This is a genomic window from Gordonia humi (assembly GCF_014197435.1).
In the GTDB taxonomy this organism is placed as follows: Bacteria; Actinomycetota; Actinomycetes; order Mycobacteriales; family Mycobacteriaceae; genus Gordonia; species Gordonia humi.
Map to the genome: position 1 here is coordinate 3,826,217 of NZ_JACIFP010000001.1, position 18,862 is coordinate 3,845,078.

The 18,862-nt window shown below is 66.7% G+C and carries 18 protein-coding genes and 1 tRNA gene; 9 read left to right on the forward strand and 10 right to left on the reverse strand.

Annotated elements, in window-relative coordinates:
- Positions 1-5 precede the first annotated feature (5 nt).
- Entirely contained in the window at positions 6-824 is an 819-nt protein-coding gene (locus BKA16_RS17595; RefSeq protein WP_183371891.1) for a spermidine synthase, read from the forward strand.
- 76 nt (positions 825-900) lie between these two features.
- Here BKA16_RS17595 and BKA16_RS17600 read toward each other — a convergent pair whose 3' ends face one another.
- Complete coding sequence (locus BKA16_RS17600; protein WP_183371892.1) at positions 901-1,299, reverse strand: RidA family protein; 399 nt, start codon at positions 1,297-1,299, stop codon at positions 901-903.
- A 517-nt stretch (positions 1,300-1,816) separates the two neighbouring features.
- Positions 1,817-1,891 (reverse strand) — tRNA-Val (locus BKA16_RS17605).
- A gap of 109 nt (positions 1,892-2,000) precedes the next feature.
- Between BKA16_RS17605 and BKA16_RS17610 the strand changes: the two genes are divergently transcribed.
- Entirely contained in the window at positions 2,001-2,816 is an 816-nt protein-coding gene (locus BKA16_RS17610) for a maleylpyruvate isomerase family mycothiol-dependent enzyme (protein WP_183371893.1), read from the forward strand.
- Between the two features lie 73 nt (positions 2,817-2,889).
- Here the strand turns inward: BKA16_RS17610 and BKA16_RS17615 are convergent, their stop codons facing one another.
- The 3 genes from BKA16_RS17615 to BKA16_RS17625 form a co-directional block, all read right to left on the reverse strand.
- Positions 2,890-3,372, reverse strand: coding sequence for a peroxiredoxin (locus tag BKA16_RS17615; protein WP_183371894.1), 483 nt, complete (start codon positions 3,370-3,372; stop codon positions 2,890-2,892).
- Positions 3,369-3,788: a DUF3052 family protein gene (locus tag BKA16_RS17620; protein WP_183371895.1), complete on the reverse strand. Its 420-nt coding sequence runs from the start codon at positions 3,786-3,788 to the stop codon at positions 3,369-3,371. The genes BKA16_RS17615 and BKA16_RS17620 overlap by 4 nt, the downstream gene beginning before the upstream one ends.
- 133 nt (positions 3,789-3,921) lie before the next feature.
- Positions 3,922-4,440, reverse strand: a complete 519-nt coding sequence (locus tag BKA16_RS17625) for a hypothetical protein (protein ID WP_183371896.1) — start codon at positions 4,438-4,440, stop codon at positions 3,922-3,924.
- Between the two features lie 231 nt (positions 4,441-4,671).
- On the opposite strand from BKA16_RS17625, the gene aceE reads away from it, so the two are divergent.
- The 7 genes from aceE (at position 4,672) to BKA16_RS17660 (ending at position 13,772) form a co-directional block, all read left to right on the forward strand.
- On the forward strand, positions 4,672-7,446 hold the full coding sequence (gene aceE / locus BKA16_RS17630; protein ID WP_183371897.1) for a pyruvate dehydrogenase (acetyl-transferring), homodimeric type: 2,775 nt from the start codon (positions 4,672-4,674) through the stop codon (positions 7,444-7,446).
- Between the two features lie 72 nt (positions 7,447-7,518).
- A complete protein-coding gene (locus tag BKA16_RS17635; protein WP_183371898.1) occupies positions 7,519-8,787 on the forward strand; it encodes a helix-turn-helix domain-containing protein in 1,269 nt (422 codons plus the stop codon).
- 194 nt (positions 8,788-8,981) lie between these two features.
- Entirely contained in the window at positions 8,982-9,893 is a 912-nt protein-coding gene (locus BKA16_RS17640; RefSeq protein WP_183371899.1) for an acyltransferase domain-containing protein, read from the forward strand.
- A 113-nt stretch (positions 9,894-10,006) separates the two neighbouring features.
- Entirely contained in the window at positions 10,007-10,309 is a 303-nt protein-coding gene (acpM, locus tag BKA16_RS17645) for a meromycolate extension acyl carrier protein AcpM (protein ID WP_183371900.1), read from the forward strand.
- Position 10,310: 1 nt separating this feature from the next.
- Entirely contained in the window at positions 10,311-11,576 is a 1,266-nt protein-coding gene (locus tag BKA16_RS17650) for a KasA/KasB family beta-ketoacyl-ACP synthase (protein WP_183371901.1), read from the forward strand.
- Between the two features lie 25 nt (positions 11,577-11,601).
- Positions 11,602-13,053, forward strand: a complete 1,452-nt coding sequence (locus tag BKA16_RS17655; RefSeq protein WP_183371902.1) for an acyl-CoA carboxylase subunit beta — start codon at positions 11,602-11,604, stop codon at positions 13,051-13,053.
- 200 nt (positions 13,054-13,253) lie between these two features.
- The gene (locus tag BKA16_RS17660) at positions 13,254-13,772 is read left to right on the forward strand and encodes a DUF3145 family protein (protein WP_183371903.1); all 519 of its coding nucleotides are present in this window, start codon (positions 13,254-13,256) and stop codon (positions 13,770-13,772) included.
- On the opposite strand, the gene BKA16_RS17665 is transcribed toward BKA16_RS17660, so the two are convergent.
- The 5 genes from BKA16_RS17665 to fadD5 form a co-directional block, all read right to left on the reverse strand.
- On the reverse strand, positions 13,769-14,152 hold the full coding sequence (locus tag BKA16_RS17665) for a hypothetical protein (RefSeq protein ID WP_183371904.1): 384 nt from the start codon (positions 14,150-14,152) through the stop codon (positions 13,769-13,771). The genes BKA16_RS17660 and BKA16_RS17665 overlap by 4 nt on opposite strands.
- 34 nt (positions 14,153-14,186) lie before the next feature.
- Positions 14,187-14,999, reverse strand: a complete 813-nt coding sequence (locus tag BKA16_RS17670; protein ID WP_183371905.1) for a serine hydrolase — start codon at positions 14,997-14,999, stop codon at positions 14,187-14,189.
- A gap of 11 nt (positions 15,000-15,010) precedes the next feature.
- Entirely contained in the window at positions 15,011-15,844 is an 834-nt protein-coding gene (locus BKA16_RS17675; protein ID WP_183371906.1) for a hypothetical protein, read from the reverse strand.
- A 106-nt stretch (positions 15,845-15,950) separates the two neighbouring features.
- The gene (locus tag BKA16_RS17680) at positions 15,951-17,081 is read right to left on the reverse strand and encodes an NDMA-dependent alcohol dehydrogenase (RefSeq protein ID WP_183371907.1); all 1,131 of its coding nucleotides are present in this window, start codon (positions 17,079-17,081) and stop codon (positions 15,951-15,953) included.
- Between the two features lie 122 nt (positions 17,082-17,203).
- Positions 17,204-18,802, reverse strand: a complete 1,599-nt coding sequence (fadD5, locus tag BKA16_RS17685) for a fatty-acid--CoA ligase FadD5 (RefSeq protein WP_183371908.1) — start codon at positions 18,800-18,802, stop codon at positions 17,204-17,206.
- Between the last annotated feature and the right edge of the window lie 60 nt (positions 18,803-18,862).

Here is an 18,862-nt window from a genome sequence, read left to right on the forward strand (position 1 = left end):
TTCTCATGGCCGCTTCCCGTCCGACTCCCGAAGCCGGGGTCTTCGACATCTCCACCGGCACCGCCGAACTCGTCCACAGTGTCGACGGCGGCTGGCTGCTGTCGATCAACGGTGCGCAGAGCAGTCATATCGATCCCGACCGTCCCGACCAGCTCGACTTCGAGTACATGCGTCAGGCGGCCGCGGTGGTCGGCGACGCGTACCGCGATCGGTCGACCCCGCTGCGTGTCCTGCACCTGGGGGCGGCTGCCTGTGCCCTCCCCCGCCATCTGGCGCACCGCTATCCGCAGTCACGCCACGTCGCGGTCGAGATCGACGCCGAACTCGCCCGCCTGGCGCGCGAATGGTTCGATCTGCCGCGTGCACCGCGTCTGCGTATCCGCGTCGGCGACGCCCGCGAGGTGACCGAGAGTCTGCGCGAGCAGACGCGCGACGTCGTGATCCGCGACGCGTTCAGCGGAAGTCTGACGCCCGAGCACCTGACGACCGTCGAGTTCACTCGCGCGGTGCAACGACTCCTGGCCCCGGGCGGACTCTACATAGCGAACTGCGGCGACCGCCGGGGCCTCATCTCGGTTCGGTCGGAGATCTCGACCATCGCCGAGGTGTTCGAGAACATCGAACTGATCTCCGACCCCGCCATGTTCAAAGGACGGCGGGCCGGCAACATCCTCGTCGTCGCGGGAGACGGGCCGCTTCCCGCCTCCGCGGACCTCGAGCGCGCGCTGCGTTCCGATCCCGAACCCGCACGGCTGATGACCGGACGCGACGCGACGGCCTTCGGATCGGGTCGTATCCGACACGATGAGCAGGATCGGGGGTAGGCGACGATCACCGGTCCTCCGACCGGTGATCGATGTCGGAGGCGCGCCACTTCGCAGCCCTCACGCGAACTCGTCATCAAATGACAGCGGCGACCGCGCCGATTTCAACAAGAGCTCCCGGCACACCGAGACCCGTGACTCGCGCGCTCGTTACCAACGGAGGTTCGTCAGACGCGAGATCGGAAGCAATGGCTCCGTACGCGGCTGCGAGGTCGACCCCGTCGACGAAGAGCACCGTCCACTGCACGACATCATCGAGAGTCGCACCCACCGCCTCCAATGCCGTCCTGGCATTCGCAAGAGCACGACTAGCCTGCGCAGCCGCATCTTCGCCGCCGACTAAGACCCCGTCCGCACCGACCGAATTCTGCCCGCCGACGTAGATCGTTGAGGCTCCTGGCGGGACCACTGCCACATGACTGAATGCAGGGCTTGATACGAGGCCCTCAGGGCGGAGACGCTGGATCGAGGTCATAGCTCATCGTGACACGAGCCGACGACGTTCGACTAGCGATGTCCAGGGACGTTGTTCTCGGTTGAGATGAGCTGGACGTTTCCGAGACAGGTGAAGACCTCCGGTTGTGAAGTGGAGCTGTCGAGGAACCACATCACCGCCAGAAGACCTCCGTATCCCACGCTGACGTGGCACTGACCCCACGCTCATGTCTTCCCCGACAGCGATATCGATAGTCGATGAGCACCTGTGCGAATTCATGTGTCAGCGGGCCTGCCTGCGTTGTCCGTCGCCGGTATGGCGGCCATGTGCCGCACGTACAACACCGCCCGCCCACCGTCAGTGAGCCCGATGACGGTAGCCACGCGACTGTACTTATCGTCGGGACAGCTGATTCTCCCGCTGCCCGCAGTTCAATGTGAGACTGCTGACCGGCCGGGCTACCTTCGCGTACTCGACCGCGACGGCGGCCCGCTGGGAAGCGGTCCGGTGGCGTCGGTGCAGGTTGTGGGAGACGTCCCAGGGACGATCTGGATGCTGGTGCGCGCAAAGGGATTTGAACCCCTGACCGCTGGTGTGTAAGACCAGAGCTCTACCGCTGAGCTATACGCGCGTTGGCCGCTGACATTGCAGCGGCTCCACTGCACATTATCGGGTCGGGCCGCCGCGCCCAAACTCGACAATCACAGCGAGACAGACCACCGAGGATTACCCTCGGTCGAATGACGCAGACCCGCACCGCCAAGGCTCCGCTCATCGCGTCGCTCGCCACCCAGTGGCAAGCCGTCGACGATCTCGTCTCGCCTCTCGACGACGCACAGTGGACCGCCGACTCCGGTCTGCCCGGCTGGAGCGTGGCCGACGTCGTCGCGCACATCGCGGGCACCGAGAGCATGCTCGACGGCCGGACGCCCGACGACACGCGTGACGTCTCCCGACTCGATCATGTGAAGAATCCGATCGGGGAACTCAACGAACGCTGGCTCGATCACTACCGTGCGCGCAGCCGCGACGAACTCATGGCCGACTATCGGTCGGTGACCGCCAAGCGCATCGCCGATCTGACCGCGATGGACGACGATGCGTGGAACGCCGAGACCCGGACACCGGTCGGACCGGACACGTACGGACGTTTCATGCGGGTCCGCAACTACGACTGCTGGGTGCACGAGGTGGACCTCCGGGACGCCCTGGGCCTCGGCTCCCCGTCGAACGAGGCCCCCGCTCGATTCACCCTCGAGGAGATGGCGACGGTGATGCCGTTCCTCGTCGGCAAGAAGGCGGCCGCCCCGTCAGGCTCCACCGTGACCTTCGAATTCACCGGTCTGTCCGCGGCGACGATCCACGTCGCGGTCGCCGATCGGGCGGCGGTCGTGGAGAACCTCGACGGCCCCGCCGACGTCACCCTGCGGACCACCGTGGTCGACTACGCACGTCTGGCCGGCGGTCGGCCGCGGGCTGCTCAGGCGGAGATCCGGATCGAAGGCGACGTCCCCTTGGGTGCGAGGATCGTCGAGAGTCTTCACTACATCATCTGACCGAACGGGACTTCTCGTCCCGCCCGACCGGATCGATCGTCGCCCCGCTCGGCCCGGCGACGTCTGCTGCCGGTCAGCTGCGAGCGGCCAGCGCCGCCGACCAGGTGTCCTCGGTGCGCGCCTCGCCCGGCCCGACCATCGCCGAGAACCGTACGAGCCCGTCGCGGCCCACGAGAAAGGTGCCGCGGTTGGGGTACCCGCGCTGCTCGTCGAGCACACCGTAGCTGCGTGCCACGTCGCCGTGCGGCCAGAAGTCCGACAGGATCGGAAACAGGTAGCCCTGAGCCGACGACCAGACCTTGTGCGTGGGCGGCGGCCCCACGGAGACGGCGACCGTCGTCAACGTGTCGTCCGAGAAACGCGGCTGACTGTCGCGGATATGGCCGAGCTCGCCCTCACAGGTACCGGTGAACGCCAATGGAAAGAACACGACCAGGACGTCGCCGTCTTCGCGCAGCCCCGACAGTGTCACGCGCCGGTTGTTCTGATCTCGCAGGTCGAACTCGGGGGCGACCGACCCGACCGGAACCGCGCCGGCGAGCTCGGAAGTCGTCATGCCTTCTTGCCCGACCGGGCCTTCGGTGTCACCAGACGTGCACCCGACCAGTCGTCGAGGGCGACGACGGAGGTCTGCGTGAGGCCCGCGGTGGGCGCCGCTTCGGCGATCACCGACGGATCGACGTGACCGTCCTTACCGGTCTTCGGCGAGAGCACCCAGACGAATCCGCCCTCCGCGAGCATGCCGATGGCGTCCATCAGGGCGTCCACCAGGTCGCCGTCGTCGTCGCGCCACCAGAGCACGACCGCATCGACGACGTCGATCGCGTCCTCGTCCAACATCTCCGCGTCAATGGCGTCTTCGATGTCGGCCCGCAGGTCATCGTCGGTGTCTTCGTCCCAACCTCGCTCCTGGATCACCATCCCCGCAGTGAATCCAAGCTTGCTCGCCTTGTCGTCCGTGGCGGCTACCACCGAGTACGTCCTCCCGATAAATGTGTGTTTGACAAGTCTCACCGAAGTTCAACTCGTGGTTCAGCCTAGAGGGTTCGGCCAGATATCGACAGAGGACACCCGAGAAGAGGGGTCCAAGCACCGATCCGATCCGCTATTCGGTCGGCAGAAACGCCGAACAGTCGTCGAGCGCGGCGGTGCGCCGATCGCCCCACTCCTGCGATGACCGATTGAGCGCGGTGCGCTGCTTCTGCTCGATCCGCTCGGCCAGTTTCTCGGAGCTGTCGACGAACTCGGACACGGTGTCGACCAGGTCCTGGGGCACGGACGGCGAGATGGACTCGCGGACGACGTCGGCGCCGGTCTGCAACGTCTCGACCGCCCACTCGTCCTCCGAGCCGATCTGCGCGTACGACTGCGTGTCGTTGAGCCGCTTCATGAAGGTGTTGTAGTCGCGCACCATGACGCCGGCCGACGTGATCACCTGCCGGCACACCTGCACCGCGGCGGCGCGCTCCACGTCCGAATGGTCGCCCTGGTCGTCACCGGAACCCGCCGTCTGCGACGAGGAGCCCGCGGGCCGGTGGACCGGGGCGGAATCCTCCGAACACCCGACCAGCGTGCCACCGACGATCACCGCCATGACGACCGAAACCGCTGTGCGAACCCCCATTACGACGCTCTCTCGACTCAGGACAGGAATGGGTCGAGGTTACCGCACAGTAGAACGTGTGACTGGGCACATCGGCTGCTTCGTCCGGTGATTTGGGGCACGATAGGTGCAAGGTGCGCGAGAATCCTCGCGTGCTCGAATTGTCTCAGGCCGTCATCACCCCGACGGCCGCCTCGATGTGCGAGCACCGGACGAACATTCGACGCTCGCTAGAAGTAGATAGGTGGATAAGTGACTGACCCGACCACGAGCACACCGAACAGCGGCACCCGGTCGAGCCGTGTCCAGGTGATCCGCGACGGCGTCGCGTCGTACCTGGCCGACGCCGACCCGGCGGAGACCGACGAGTGGCTCGAATCGTTCGACGCGATGCTGTCCAACGCGGGCCCCGAACGCGCCCGCTACCTGATGCTCCGCATGCTCGAACGCGCCGACGACAAGCGCGTGCCCCTCCCCCAGCTGACGTCCACGGACTTCGTGAACACGATCCCGACCGAGTTGGAGCCGGAGTTCCCCGGCGACGAGGACATGGAGCGCCGCTTCCGCGCCTACATCCGGTGGAACGCCGCGATCATGGTGCACCGGGCACAGCGACCCGGCATCGGCGTCGGGGGACACATCTCGACGTACGCGTCGTCGGCGTCCCTGTACGAGGTCGGTTTCAATCACTTCTTCCGCGGGCTCGACCACCCGGGCGGCGGCGACCAGCTGTTCATTCAGGGACACGCCTCCCCCGGCATCTACGCCCGCGCGTTCCTCGAGGGCCGCATCGACGAACACCGGATGGACGGCTTCCGTCAGGAGCACAGCCACGCCGGTCTGGGCGGCGGACTGCCGTCGTATCCGCACCCGCGGTTGATGCCCGAGTTCTGGCAGTTCCCGACGGTGTCGATGGGCATCGGTCCGATGAACGCCATCTACCAGGCGCGCTTCAACAAGTATCTGCACCTCAACGGCGTCAAGGATACCTCGCAGCAGCACGTGTGGGCGTTCCTCGGCGACGGCGAGATGGACGAGCCCGAATCGCGCGGCCTCGCGCAGGTCGCAGCCTCCGATCACCTGGACAACCTGACGTTCGTCGTCAACTGCAACCTGCAACGCCTGGACGGACCGGTCCGCGGCAACGGCAAGATCATCCAGGAGCTCGAATCGTTCTTCCGCGGCGCAGGATGGAACGTCATCAAGGTGATCTGGGGTCGCGAATGGGACGCCCTGGTGAACGCCGACCAGGACGGAGCCCTGGTCAACCTGTTCAACAAGACCTCCGACGGCGATTACCAGACCTACCGCGCCAACGACGGCGGGTTCATCCGCGAGCACTTCTTCGGCCGCGACCCGCGGACCAAGGAACTGGTCAAGGACTACAGCGACCAGGACATCTGGAACCTCAAGCGCGGTGGACACGACTACCGCAAGATCTACGCGGCCTACCGGGCCGCGATGGATCACAAGGGCCAGCCGACCGTCATCCTGGCGCACACCATCAAGGGCTATACGCTGGGCAACCACTTCGAGGGGCGCAACGCGACGCACCAGATGAAGAAGATGACGCTCGACGACCTCAAGGCGTTCCGCGACACCAACCGCCTGCCCATCACCGACGCCCAGCTCGAAGCCGACCCGTACCTGCCCCCGTACTTCCACCCGGGCGCGGACTCACCGGAGATCCAGTACCTGCTGGAGCGCCGTCGGACCCTCGGCGGATTCCTGCCCAAGCGTCACCTGACCCCCGAGGCGCTCAAGCCGGACACCACCAAGGCGATCAAGGCCGTCTCGGACGGGTCCGGCAAGCAGCAGGTCGCCACCACGATGGCCCTCGTCCGCGTCTTCAAGGAGCTGATGCGCGACAAGGAGATCGGTAAGCGCATCGTCCCGATCATCCCGGACGAGGCCCGCACCTTCGGTATGGACTCGTGGTTCCCGACGCTGAAGATCTACAACCCGAACGGCCAGCACTACCGCTCCGTCGACGCCGAGCTGATGCTGGCGTACAAGGAGGCCGAGAACGGCCGGATCATGCACGAGGGCATCAACGAGGCGGGATCTGCGGCTGCGTTCACGGCCGTCGGCACCTCGTACGCCACGCACAACGTGCCGATGATCCCGCTGTACATCTTCTACTCGATGTTCGGGTTCCAGCGGACCGGCGACAGCCTGTGGGCCGCCGCCGACCAGATGGCGCACGGCTTCGTGATCGGCGCGACCGCCGGCCGCACCACCCTGACCGGTGAGGGCCTGCAGCACGCGGACGGGCACTCGCCGCTGCTGGCCGCGACCAACCCCGGCGTGGTCGCCTACGACCCGGCGTTCGCCTACGAACTCGCGCACATCGTCGACGACGGTCTCCGCCGCATGTACGGCGCCGATCCGGAGAAGATCTACTACTACCTCACCGTCTACAACGAGCCGATCCACCAGCCGGCCGAGCCCGCCGATCTGGACCTCGCGGGACTGCTCAAGGGGCTGTACCTGTATCGCCCCGCCGCACAGGAACTCGAGTACCGGGCGGGCATCCTCGCCTCGGGCATCACGATGAACGATGCGCTCGAGGCGCAGCGCCTGCTCGCCGAGGACTGGAACGTGTCCGCCGACGTGTACTCGGTGACCTCCTGGAACGAGCTGGCTCGCGATGGAATCTCCTGCGACCGCGAGGAACTGCGCGAAGGCACCGTCCGCACGCCGTATGTGACCGAGGTGCTCGGCCAGCGCCCCGGACCGTTCGTCGCGGCGTCGGACTACATGCGCGGAGTGCAGGAGCAGATCCGGGCGTATGTGCCGGGCACCTACCTGACGCTCGGCGCCGACGGCTTCGGCTTCTCCGACACCCGTTCGGCCGCTCGTCGCTACTTCAACATCGACGCCGCGTCGATCGCCGTGGGCGTCCTGGTGGCGCTGGCTCGCGACGGAAAGATCGACCGCACGGTCGCCACCGACGCCGCGACGAAGTATCAGATCACCGACCCGACGGCCGCGCCGGTCTCGCTGGCCGACCCAGGTTCGGCGTAGCCGCTGATCGATCCGCCACGACGCCGCCGCCGGAGATCCCGGACCGGCGGCGTCTGGCGTTACATTGGGACTGTGTCCGAGCAACCGCTGAAGTCCACCCGCGCCACCGACGTCTTCGCCGATCGTGGCGCGCACGTGCCCGCCCCCGCCACGGTGCACGACGCACTGCCCGACACTCTGCTGCGCCGGATGAAGCAGTACAGCGGACGGCTGGCGACCGAGGCCGTGCACTCGATGTCCGACCAGCTCCCCTACTTCAGCGAACTCGACGCCGATCAGCGCGCCAGCGTCCAACTCGTGGTGCAGACGGCGGTGGTGAACTTCGTCGAGTGGATCCAGGATCCGGAGGGCAACGTCAAGTTCACCGTGCAGGCGTTCCAGGTGGTCCCGCAGGATCTGGCCCGCCGCATCACGCTGCTCCAGACCGTCGAGATGGTCCGCGTCGCGATGGAGTTCTTCGAGAAGTGGCTGCCGCTGCTGGCGCGCAACGACGCCCAGCTTCGCGCCCTCACCGAGTCGGTCCTCCGGTACGGGCGGGAGATCGGGTTCGCCGCCGCCGCGATCTACGCGTCCGCCGCCGAGTCCCGCGGCGCGTGGGATTCGCGGATGGAGGCGCTCGTCGTCGACGCCGTCGTGCGCGGCGACGAGGGCGCACAGCTCCTCTCCCGCGCCGCGGCATTGAACTGGCCGAGCGACTCGCCGGCGACAGTGATCGTCGGCACGCCTCCGCCCGAGCAGAACGTCTCCGTCCCGCTGGCGATCCACACCACCGCCAAACAGTACGACAGGGCGACGCTCTCGGTGGTCCAGGGCAGTGTGCTCGTCGCCATCGTCGGCGGCTCGTTGCGCCAGACCGACCGCTTCCTGACCGACCTGCTGACGCACTTCGCCGACGGGCCCGTCGTGATCGGACCGACCACCCCGAATCTGACGACGGCCCACGCGTCCGCCGTGGAGGCGATCTCCGGGATCAGAGCCGTCGACGGCTGGCCGAGCGCCCCCCGCCCCGTGTACAGTTCGGATCTGCTTCCCGAGCGCGCCCTCAACGGCGACGCCGAGGCGGTCCGGATGCTGACCGAGACACTGATGACTCGGCTCGGCGGCGACAACGACACGCTCCTGTCGACACTCGAGGCCTATCTCGACGCGGGCGGATCGATCGAGTCGTGTGCCCGCGAGATGTACATCCATCCGAACACTGTGCGATATCGACTAAAAAAGGTGACGGACGTCACCGCCCGTGATCCGAGTAACCCCCGCGACGCATACGTCCTTCGGGTGGCCCTGACGGTCGGGCGATTGACACGATTTCAACAAGGAACGGCGTCAAATGCCCCATGAGTCACACGCGTCAACCGATCCTGAGGACCAAGGTCTAATTCTGAGAAAAAGTTTGACAAGCGGTAACGGATAACGGGTGGGTGACGATGGAGGTGCCACTCAAGACACTTTTGTAGGAACCCTACAAAATTCGACGTGCAGGTTCATACGACTCAACACCCGCACCGAGGCCGCTGAGGGTGTTCGCTAGTCACGTGCTTTCGTTGCTTGCGCCCGGCCAGGGCTCACAGAAGCCCGGAATGCTCGCCGAATGGCTGGAGCTGCCCGGGGCCCGCGACCGTGTCGCGGCATGGTCTCAGTCGATCGGGCTCGATCTCGCCGCGCTCGGAACCACCGCTACCGCGGAGGAGATCACCGACACCGCGGTGACCCAGCCCCTCGTCGTCGCCGCCGCGCTGCTCTCGTACGACGAACTCGTGCGCCGTCACGGCGAGCCCCCCGCCGACGTGATCGTCGCCGGACATTCGGTCGGCGAACTCGCCGCCGCCGCGATCACCGGTGTCATCACGGCCGACGAGGCCGTCCTCCTGGCCGGCATTCGCGGTGCCGAGATGGCTCGCGCCTGCGCGCTGGAACCGACGACGATGGCCGCCGTGCTCGGCGGCGACGAGCAGGCCGTCCTCGATCGGCTCGCCGAGCTCGACCTGATCCCCGCCAATCGCAACGCCGTCGGTCAGATCGTCGCCGCGGGCCCGGTCGCCGCGATCGACGAACTCGTCGAGAGCGCGCCGGAGAAGGCGCGCGTCCGCAAGATCGCCGTCGCGGGCGCGTTCCACACCGACTTCATGGCCCCGGCGCAGGAGGCCGTCGCCTCGGCGGCGGCGCAGATCACGCCGAACGACCCGACGCGCACGCTGCTGTCGAACTCCGACGGCCAGCCGGTCACCGACGGCGCGCTCGCGCTCAAGAAGCTCGTCACACAGGTCACCAGCCCGGTCCGATGGGACCTCTGCACGGCCTATATGCGTGAGGCCGCGACCGACGCCGTCGTCGAACTGACCCCCGCGGGCACTCTCGCAGGCATCGCCAAGCGCGAACTCAAGGGCGTGCCCCAGCGCGCCGTCAAGGTCCCCGCCGATCTGGAGGACCTCCCAGGACTTGGATAGCGGCCGGAGACACCCGGCCACCGGAGAGTCGAGCAATCGATCTGTCCAACAGCGGACCCCGCTGCATCTCCGGAAGACACGCAAGACAACACGAACTAGAAGGGAGCCACATCGTGGCTGCAACTCAGGAACAGCTCGTCGCCGGTATCGCCGAGATCATCGAAGAGGTCACCGGTATCGAGCCGTCGGAGGTCACCCTCGAGAAGTCCTTCGTCGACGACCTGGACATCGACTCGCTGTCGATGGTCGAGATCGCCGTTCAGGTCGAGGACAAGTACGGCGTCAAGGTCCCCGACGAGGACCTGGCCGGTCTGCGCACCGTCGGCGACACCGTCGCCTACGTCCAGAAGCTCGAGGCCGAGAACCCCGAGACCGCCGCTGCAATCGCCGCTCAGATCGAGGCGAGCCAGGCCTGACATGACTGAACTGCGCGATTTTTCCACTCGCGGGGGACAGTTCCCCAGCGTTGTGGTGACCTCCATGGTCGCCACCACGTCGCTGGGTGCTGATCTCGACACGACCTGGGAAAACCTCGTGGCCGGTCAGTCGGGCATCCGCGAACTCACCGACGACTACATCGACGACTACAAACTGCCGGTCCGCATCGGCGGCAAGCTCGTCGAGGATCCGACGTCGGAGGTCACACGCATCGAAGCACGCCGCATGGCGTACGTCGAGCGGATGTCGCACATCATGAGCAAGCGCCTGTGGGCACAGGCCGGCGAACCCGAGGTGGATCCGGAACGTCTGGCCGTCGTGCTCGGCACCGGTATGGGCGGCGCCGACGCGATGATCGACGCCGACAACGCCATCAGGACCACCGGCAACTACCGCAAGGTGTCGCCGCTCGCGGTCTCGATGACGATGCCCAACGGCCCCGCCGCCGTCGCCGGCCTCAATGTCGGTGCGCGAGCCGGAGTCATCACCCCCGTGTCGGCGTGCTCGTCGGGCGCCGAGGCCATCGCCCACGCCTGGCGGCACATCGTGTTCGGTGACGCCGACATGGTGGTGTGCGGCGGCGTCGAAGGACACATCGACGCCGTTCCCATCGCCGCGTTCTCGATGATGCGTGCGATGAGCACGCGCAACGACGACCCGGCCGCGGCGTCCCGTCCGTTCGACAAGGCCCGCGACGGCTTCGTCTTCGGCGAGGCCGCCGCGATGATGATCATCGAGCGCGAGGACCACGCCAAAGCGCGCGGTGCTCACATCCACGCTCGACTCCTGGGTGCGGGCATCACGTCCGACGGCTTCCACCTGGTGGCACCGGATCCGTCCGGTCAGGGCAATGCGCGGGCCATGACCCGCGCGCTGCAGACCGCCGGTCTCGAGAAGTCGGACATCACGCATGTGAACGCGCATGCGACCTCGACTCCGATCGGTGACACCGCCGAATCGGAGGGCATCCAGGCGGCCGTGGGCAATCATGCGGCCATCTACGCGCCGAAGTCGGCGCTGGGACACTCGATCGGCGCCGTCGGCGCTCTCGAAGCCGTCCTGACCGTCAAGGCGGTGGAGGACTCCGTCATTCCACCGACGCTGAATCTCGAAGAGCTCGACCCGGAGTGCGGCGACATCGACGTCGTGCACGGACAGGCTCGACGCGGACAGATCGACTACGCGCTGAGCAACTCCTTCGGATTCGGAGGTCACAACGTCGCGCTGACGTTCGGCCGTTACTGATTCGCCCCTCGCATAGGAGAAACCGATGACCACACTGGCTCCCATCCCCGGCCGTGAGGAAGCGACGGATCCCCGTGACCCGCTGCTTCGGTTGACCACCTTCTTCGACGAAGGCTCCGTCGAACTCCTGCACCCTCGAGACAGATCGGGTGTGCTGGCGGCCATCGGCGAGGTCAACGGTGTTCGCACCGTCTCCTACTGCACCGATGGCACCGTGATGGGCGGTGCCATGGGGGTGATCGGTTGCGCTCACATCGTGAACGCGATCGACACCGCCATCGCCGAGCAGACTCCGGTCGTCGGCATCTGGCATTCCGGCGGCGCTCGACTCGCCGAGGGCGTCGAAGCCCTCCACGCGGTGGGCGGCGTCTTCGAGGCGATGGTCCGCGCCTCCGGATACATTCCGCAGATCTCCGTCGTCGTCGGCTTCGCAGCGGGCGGCGCGGCGTACGGACCGGCTCTGACCGACGTCGTCATCATGGCTCCCGAGGGACGCGTCTTCGTGACCGGTCCCGACGTGGTGAAATCGGTGACCGGCGAAAGCGTCAGCATGGAAGACCTCGGCGGTCCCCACACGCACGGAAAGCGATCCGGAGTCAGTCACATCACCGCCGACTCCGAGTTCGACGCGTACTGGCGCGCGCGGCGTCTGGTGTCGACCTTCGCGCAGCAGGGCCACTTCAACCGGGCGCACGCCGAGGCCGGTGACACCGATCTGCGCGCGCTGCTGCCCGAGTCCAATCGCCGCGCCTACGACGTGCACCCGATCGTCGAGAACCTGCTCGACCGCCAGCTCGCCGCCGACGGGATCACCGAGATATCTACGTTCGAAGAGCTCCAGGCCAAGTGGGCTCCGAACATCACGATCGGCTTCGGCCGCCTGTCCGGGCGCGCGGTCGGCGTCATCGCCAACAACCCGCTCCGCATGGGCGGCTGCCTGAACTCCGAGGCCGCCGAGAAGGCCTCGCGCTTCGTCCGCCTGTGCGACGCCTTCGGCATCCCGCTCGTCGTCCTCACCGACGTTCCCGGCTACCTGCCCGGCGTCGGCCAGGAATGGAACGGCGTGGTGCGACGCGGCGCCAAGCTCCTGCACTCGTTCGCCGAATGCACGGTGCCCCGCGTCACTCTGGTGACCAGAAAGATCTACGGCGGCGCCTACATCGCGATGAACTCCCGCGCCCTCGGCGCGACCGCCGTGTTCGCGTGGCCGGGCTCCGAAGTCGCTGTGATGGGCGCCAAGGCCGCGGTCGGCATCCTGCACAAGAAGACCCTCGCGGCCGCCCCCGAGCATGAACGCGAGGCGCTGCACGACCGGCTCGCCGCCGAGCACGAGCAGATCGCGGGCGGTGTCGGCCGCGCCCAGTCGATCGGCGTCGTCGACGACATCATCGACCCCGCCACCACCCGCAGCCGCATAGCCGAGGCGCTCGCCGCCGCTCCCGCGCGGCGCGGCAGGCACAACAACATCCCGCTGTGACAAGCGGGATCGAGTCCCGTCGACGACGCGTCTCGGTTCCGACTGTCCGCCTCCTCCGCACCTCCGAAGCACATCGCAACAGAAAGCACTAGCGCAACACGCCCCTCACGAGGCATAATCTGTACCAGCAATGTGCTAGCCGGATTCGACGCGGTGCCTTGGGGAAGACGTTCCTCGTCGAACCCGGAGGTGAATGACCAGTGCGCAATCTCAACCAGTTTGCGGACATGACGACAGGCGTGGTGTACATCCACGCCTCTCCCGTCGCGCTGTGCCCACATGTGGAGTGGGCCCTGTCGTCGACGCTGGACGCCAGCGCCGACCTCGAGTGGTCGCCGCAGAACGCCGAGACCGGCCGGATGCGCGCCACCGTCGACTGGACCGGTCCCGTCGGCACCGCGGCCCGTCTGGCGTCCGCACTGCGCGAGTGGCCCGGTCTCGCCTTCGAGATCACCGAGGACCCCAGCGACGGTGTGGACGGCGAGCGATTCAGCCATGTGCCCGGCCTCGGCCTCTGGCGCGGTTCGACGAGCGCCAACGGCGACGTGATGATCGGTGAGATGCAGTTGCGCGCGTTGATGGACGCGCAGCCCGACAGCGCAGGGCTGGCCGCGGAGCTCGACGCCGTTCTCGGAACCGCATGGGACGACGCCCTGGAGAACTACCGGATGGGCGGGGCCGGCGCAGACGTCACCTGGCTGCACAGGCAGGTCGGTTAGAGCGCGTCTTCCTCGTCGTCCTCCCGGATCGCGAGGAGCGCCTGGTCGCTCTCCGCGTGGAGGATGTGGGTGATGCGCGACCACACCGATTCGACGGTGAGCAGGACCGCGCAGGTAACCGAGAGAGTGCCCGGTACGAACACCAGAAGATCGTCGATCCGCTCCCAAGCCCCCGGACTCCACAACGCGACCCAGGTGAGCATCATCGCGATCACCGTCGACAGCTCACCGAGAAAGCTCAGTACGACGAAGCCCATCGCCGCCTTCCGATGACGTCGCACGGCTTTCCGGGAGAAATGGAAGTTCGCCGCGAACGCCAGCAGGAGCACCGCGAACAACGAGAGCAGAAGCCCGAGATCATCGCTGGTGAGTTCACGCACGGCGTCATCCTCGCTTACATCCGGACGTCACACGTCACGAGTCGATTTCATCCAGTATGCCCTGATTGAACTCACTCCACAGCGGCTTGGCCCACGGACCGAACGCGCGATCGGTGAGAACGACGGCCGCGGCCCGGCGCACCGGGTCCACCCATAGGAAGGTGCCCGCCTGTCCGAAGTGCCCGAACGTCGACGGCGAGTGCGCGAGGGCGGTCCAGTGTCTCGTCTTGGCGCCCTTGATCTCGGGTCCCAGGCCCCAGTCGTTCGGCCGGAACCGTCCGTAGCCTGGCACGAACCCGTCGAGGCCCGGGAACTGGACGGTCCGGGCCGCCGTGGCCGTCGCACCGCTCAGCAGAGTGGACGAGAGCAGTTCACCCGCGAACCGGGCGAGGTCGGCGACGCTGGAGCGCGCACCGTGCCCGGCGGGGCCCGCCAGCACCGTCGAGGTCATGCCGAGCGGTTCGCACACGGCTTCGGCGAGGTAGTCGGCGAACTCGATACCCGTCTCGGCGGCCACCAGATCGGCGAGCGCCTCGTATCCGGCACTCGAATAGATCCGCTCCCGCTCGGGTGCCGTCTGCGCCCGCGGCGAGTCGAAGGCCAGCCCGGACGCATGTGCGAGCAGGTGGGCCACCGTCGCCCCCGGCGGACCTGCCGGAGTCGTCAGATCGACCGCCTCCTCTTCGACGGCGACGAGAACCGCCCGCGCCACCAACAGCTTGGTGACCGACGCGAGTTCGTACACGCGCGACACGTCGCCGTGTGCGGCCACGACGCCGTCGTCGGTGACGATCGCACCTGCCGCGTTGTCGACGGGCCAGGAGGACAGTTGATTCAGCACGCTCACAATCGATGACGTTACTTCGGCGCCACGACCTCCGGGGTACCGGACGTCTCGACGTACTGCCCCTCGTCGAGTGTGGAGGTCACATCGTCGACCTCGCCGAGGACCGCATCGACCTGCTCCGGGGTGTACCCGCAGTTGTTGATCGCCTCGGACGTCCACTTCTTCGTCAGGCGTGGAATGTTCGCCTCATGGGCCTGCGCGACGGTCCCGTGCTCCTTGGTCTTGGTCGAGCGACGCAGATCCGGAACGTCTTCGCAGACGTGGAAGGCGGATCCTCCCTTGACCCAGACCACCTCATCCTCGCCCGTGAGCTCCTTCACGACGTTCGTCTCGACGCTGTACTGCTCCACCGACGGCGGGTTCCAGTCCGCCGACGCCAGCCCCACGGCGGCGGCGATCACGATCGCGACGCCACCCGCGATCCCCTTCTGCTTGCCGTCCATGTCCTTGTTCAGGAAGATCATCACGATCAACGGCAGAAACGCGACGACCGTGATGATGACGCCCAGCTGATTCTGGACGAAGAACCGCACCGTGTCCTCGCGCGACGCCGGGTCGAGGCGGTTCGCCTTCTTCCACAGCAGCGAGCCGCCGAGCGCGAAACCGCCGATGACGACCACCATCACGACGATGAGCCAGATCAGGATCGCATCCTGTTTGAGCACCCAGAAGATCGTGAACGACTCCAGCCCGATCGCGACGGCCCACAGGACCGCCGCGACGAGCCGCGATGTCAACGCCTTCGACTTCGCCTCCGGCGTCGGAGCCCACGATCGGCCCGCCGTCGTCTTCTGCTCGGCGATCTCGGCTCCCCGCTTCGCACGGCTGCTCTTCTTCTCGGTCACGGAGCAAGAGTAAGGCGATACGCCGCGAGAACGACGCGAGACCCGCCGACCGAGTCGGCGGGTCTCGACTCCGCTCGTCCTACGGAGCGGTCTCCGTTCCGGCGGATCAGTGGTCGGCGTCGGTGTACCGGATGACGCCGCGGATGTTGCGGCCCTCCAGCATGTCCTGGTAGCCCTCGTTGATCTGATCGAGCGTGTACTCGCGAGTGATCATGTCGGCGATGTTGAGCTTGCCCAGCTTGTACATCGACAACAGGTTCGGGATGTCGAGTTTCGGGTTCGCGCCGCCGAAGATCGAACCCTGCAGATTCTTCTGGAGAAGCGTCAACATCGCGAGGTTGAGGGTGACGTCGTTCTCCATCATGTTGCCCATGCCGGTGAGCACGCAGGTGCCGTTCTTGGCGGTGATGCCCAGCCAGGTGTCGACGTCCTTGCCGTGCACTTCGCCGACGGTCACGACCACCTTGCGGCACATCGCCCCCGCGGTGATCTCCGCGATGCTCATCGCCGCCTCCTCGACGGACGAGAAGACGTGGGTGGCACCGAACTTGAGCGCCTGCTCACGCTTCCACTCCACCGGATCGATCGCGAAGACGTTGCGTGCACCCGCGATCACCGCACCCTGCAGAGCCGCCGTGCCGACGCCGCCGACACCGACGATGGCGACGTCCTCACCCGGACGGATGTCGGCGCTCCGCGTGGACGAGCCGTATCCGGTCGGGATGCCGCAGCCGCACAGAGCGGCGATCTCGAACGGGATGTCGTCGTCGATCTTCACCACGGACGCCTCGTGCACCACCATGTACGGCGAGAACGTGCCGAGCAGCGTCATCGGGTACACCGGCTCGCCGTCGGCGTCGTGAATGCGGAAGGTGTTGTCCGAGACCGCTTCGCCCTGCAGCAGCATGGCGCCGAAGTCGCAGAGGTTCGCGACGCCTTCCTTACACGACGGGCACTTGCCACACGACGGGATGAACGAGAGGACGACGTGGTCGCCGGGCGCGAAGTCGGTGACGCCCTCGCCGACCTCCTCGACGACGCCCGCCCCCTCGTGTCCGCCGAGGATCGGGAAGCCCGCCATCGGAATCCCGCCGGTCATCAGATGATGATCCGAGTGACACATGCCCGCGGCCTCCATGCGGATCTTGACCTCGTGTGCCTTCGGATCGCCGATCTCGATCTCCTCGATCTTCCACGGCTGGTTCAGCTCCCGCAGGAGGGCGCCCTTCGTCTTCACATCTACCTCGCTTCACGTTGTGGCTTCGCTTGTGAGCGTAGTCACCTGATATGAGAATTGGAACACGTTTCAGTATCTTTTTGAAACGTGTTCCAATTCGTGTCCCCGGGGTCCTGCGTGCGTCAGTTCTTGAGTCCTTCGTCCTTGCTGCCGTACTCGGCGCGCAACGTCGGTTTGACCACCTTGCCGCCGGCGTTACGCGGAAGCTCGGACACCACGACGACGTCCTTGGGATGTTTGAACCGCGCGAGGTTCTCGTTCAGGTACGGTTCGAGGTCGGCGATCGTCAGGTCCTCGACGCCCTCGGCCAGGACCACCACGGCCACCGGGACCTCGCCCCACTTGTCGTGCGCGCGACCGATGATCGCGGCCTCGGAGATGCTCGGGTGGCCGAACAAGACGTTCTCCACCTCGGCGCAGTAGATGTTCTCTCCGCCCGAGATGATCATGTCCTTGGCGCGGTCGACGACATAGATGAAGCCCTCGTCGTCCTGACGGACCAGGTCGCCGGAGTGGAACCAGCCACCGTGGAAGGCGTCCGCGGTGCCCTGCGGGTTCTGCCAGTACCCGGACATCATGTTCGGACCGCGGTACACGATCTCGCCGACGTCGCCCTGAGCGACGTCGTTCATCTCCGGGTCGACGATACGGGCGGTGACGCCAGGCACCACCTTGCCGATGGAACCGATCTTGCGCAGCGCGTCCTTGCCCTCGAGAACGCAGGTGATCGGCGACATCTCCGTCTGACCGAACACGGCGACGTTGACCGCGTCCGGAAAGGTCTCGTTCATCGCGTTGAGGACGGTGTCCGACGCCGGTGCCGCACCCCAGGAGATGACCCGCAGTTTGAGGTCGCGCGGGCGGGCCCGCTGTGCGGCGCATACGGCCTGCCACTGCGCGGGCACCAGAAAGATCGAGGTGGTGCCCTCCTTCTCGAGGGTGTCGAGCATCTCGTTCGGATCGAAGGCCCCCAGCGGGTGGATCACCGCGAGGGCGCCCATGTAGAACAGCGGGGTCATGGCGCCGAGTCCGGCGATGTGAAACATCGGCGCGACGCACGAGCCGATGTCGTCGGCACTGGTGCTCAGGGCCTGCAGCGTGTTCAGCGCCTGCGCCTGCAGATTCTGGTGGGTGAGCATCGCCCCCTTGGGCTTTCCCGTCGTGCCCGAGGTGTACATGATCAGCGCGACGGTGTCCTCCGGGATGTCGATGTCCGGCAGGTCGGACGCGTCCTCGGCGACGAGGGCCTCGTAGTCCAGGTGGCCCTCGCTCTGCGCGCCCCCGACGACGATCGTGTGGTCGATCGCAGCGGTCGTGGCCGCGACGGCATCGGCCAGCGGCGCGAGCATCGTCTCGGTGGCGATCACCTTGGCGCCGGAGTCGGCCACCAGGAAACCGATCTCCGGCGGCGTCATACGGATGTTGACCGGGACCGGAATAGCGCCGATCAGGTTGGCGGCGAGAGTCAGCTCCACGTACTCGGTGCGGTTGAGCATCAGGACCAGGATGCGGTCGCCGAACTCCACGCCCCGGCGGCGCAGTGCGGCCGCGAGGGCGTGGGTGCGCTCGTCCAGTTCACGCCAGGTGGTGGTCTTTCCCAGGAAGCGGAGCGCCGCCTTGTCCGGCTGCATCGCCGAATGACGTCGCACCTGATTGTTCCAGTGGTTGCGGCGCGATCGCTGCGGCTCGGCGTTCAGGGCGAAGCCCAGGGCGTCGGTCATGAAGTACTCCTCGGTGGTTGTGCGCGGCGCGCGGAATCTACTGGAAGGTGGCGACAACGG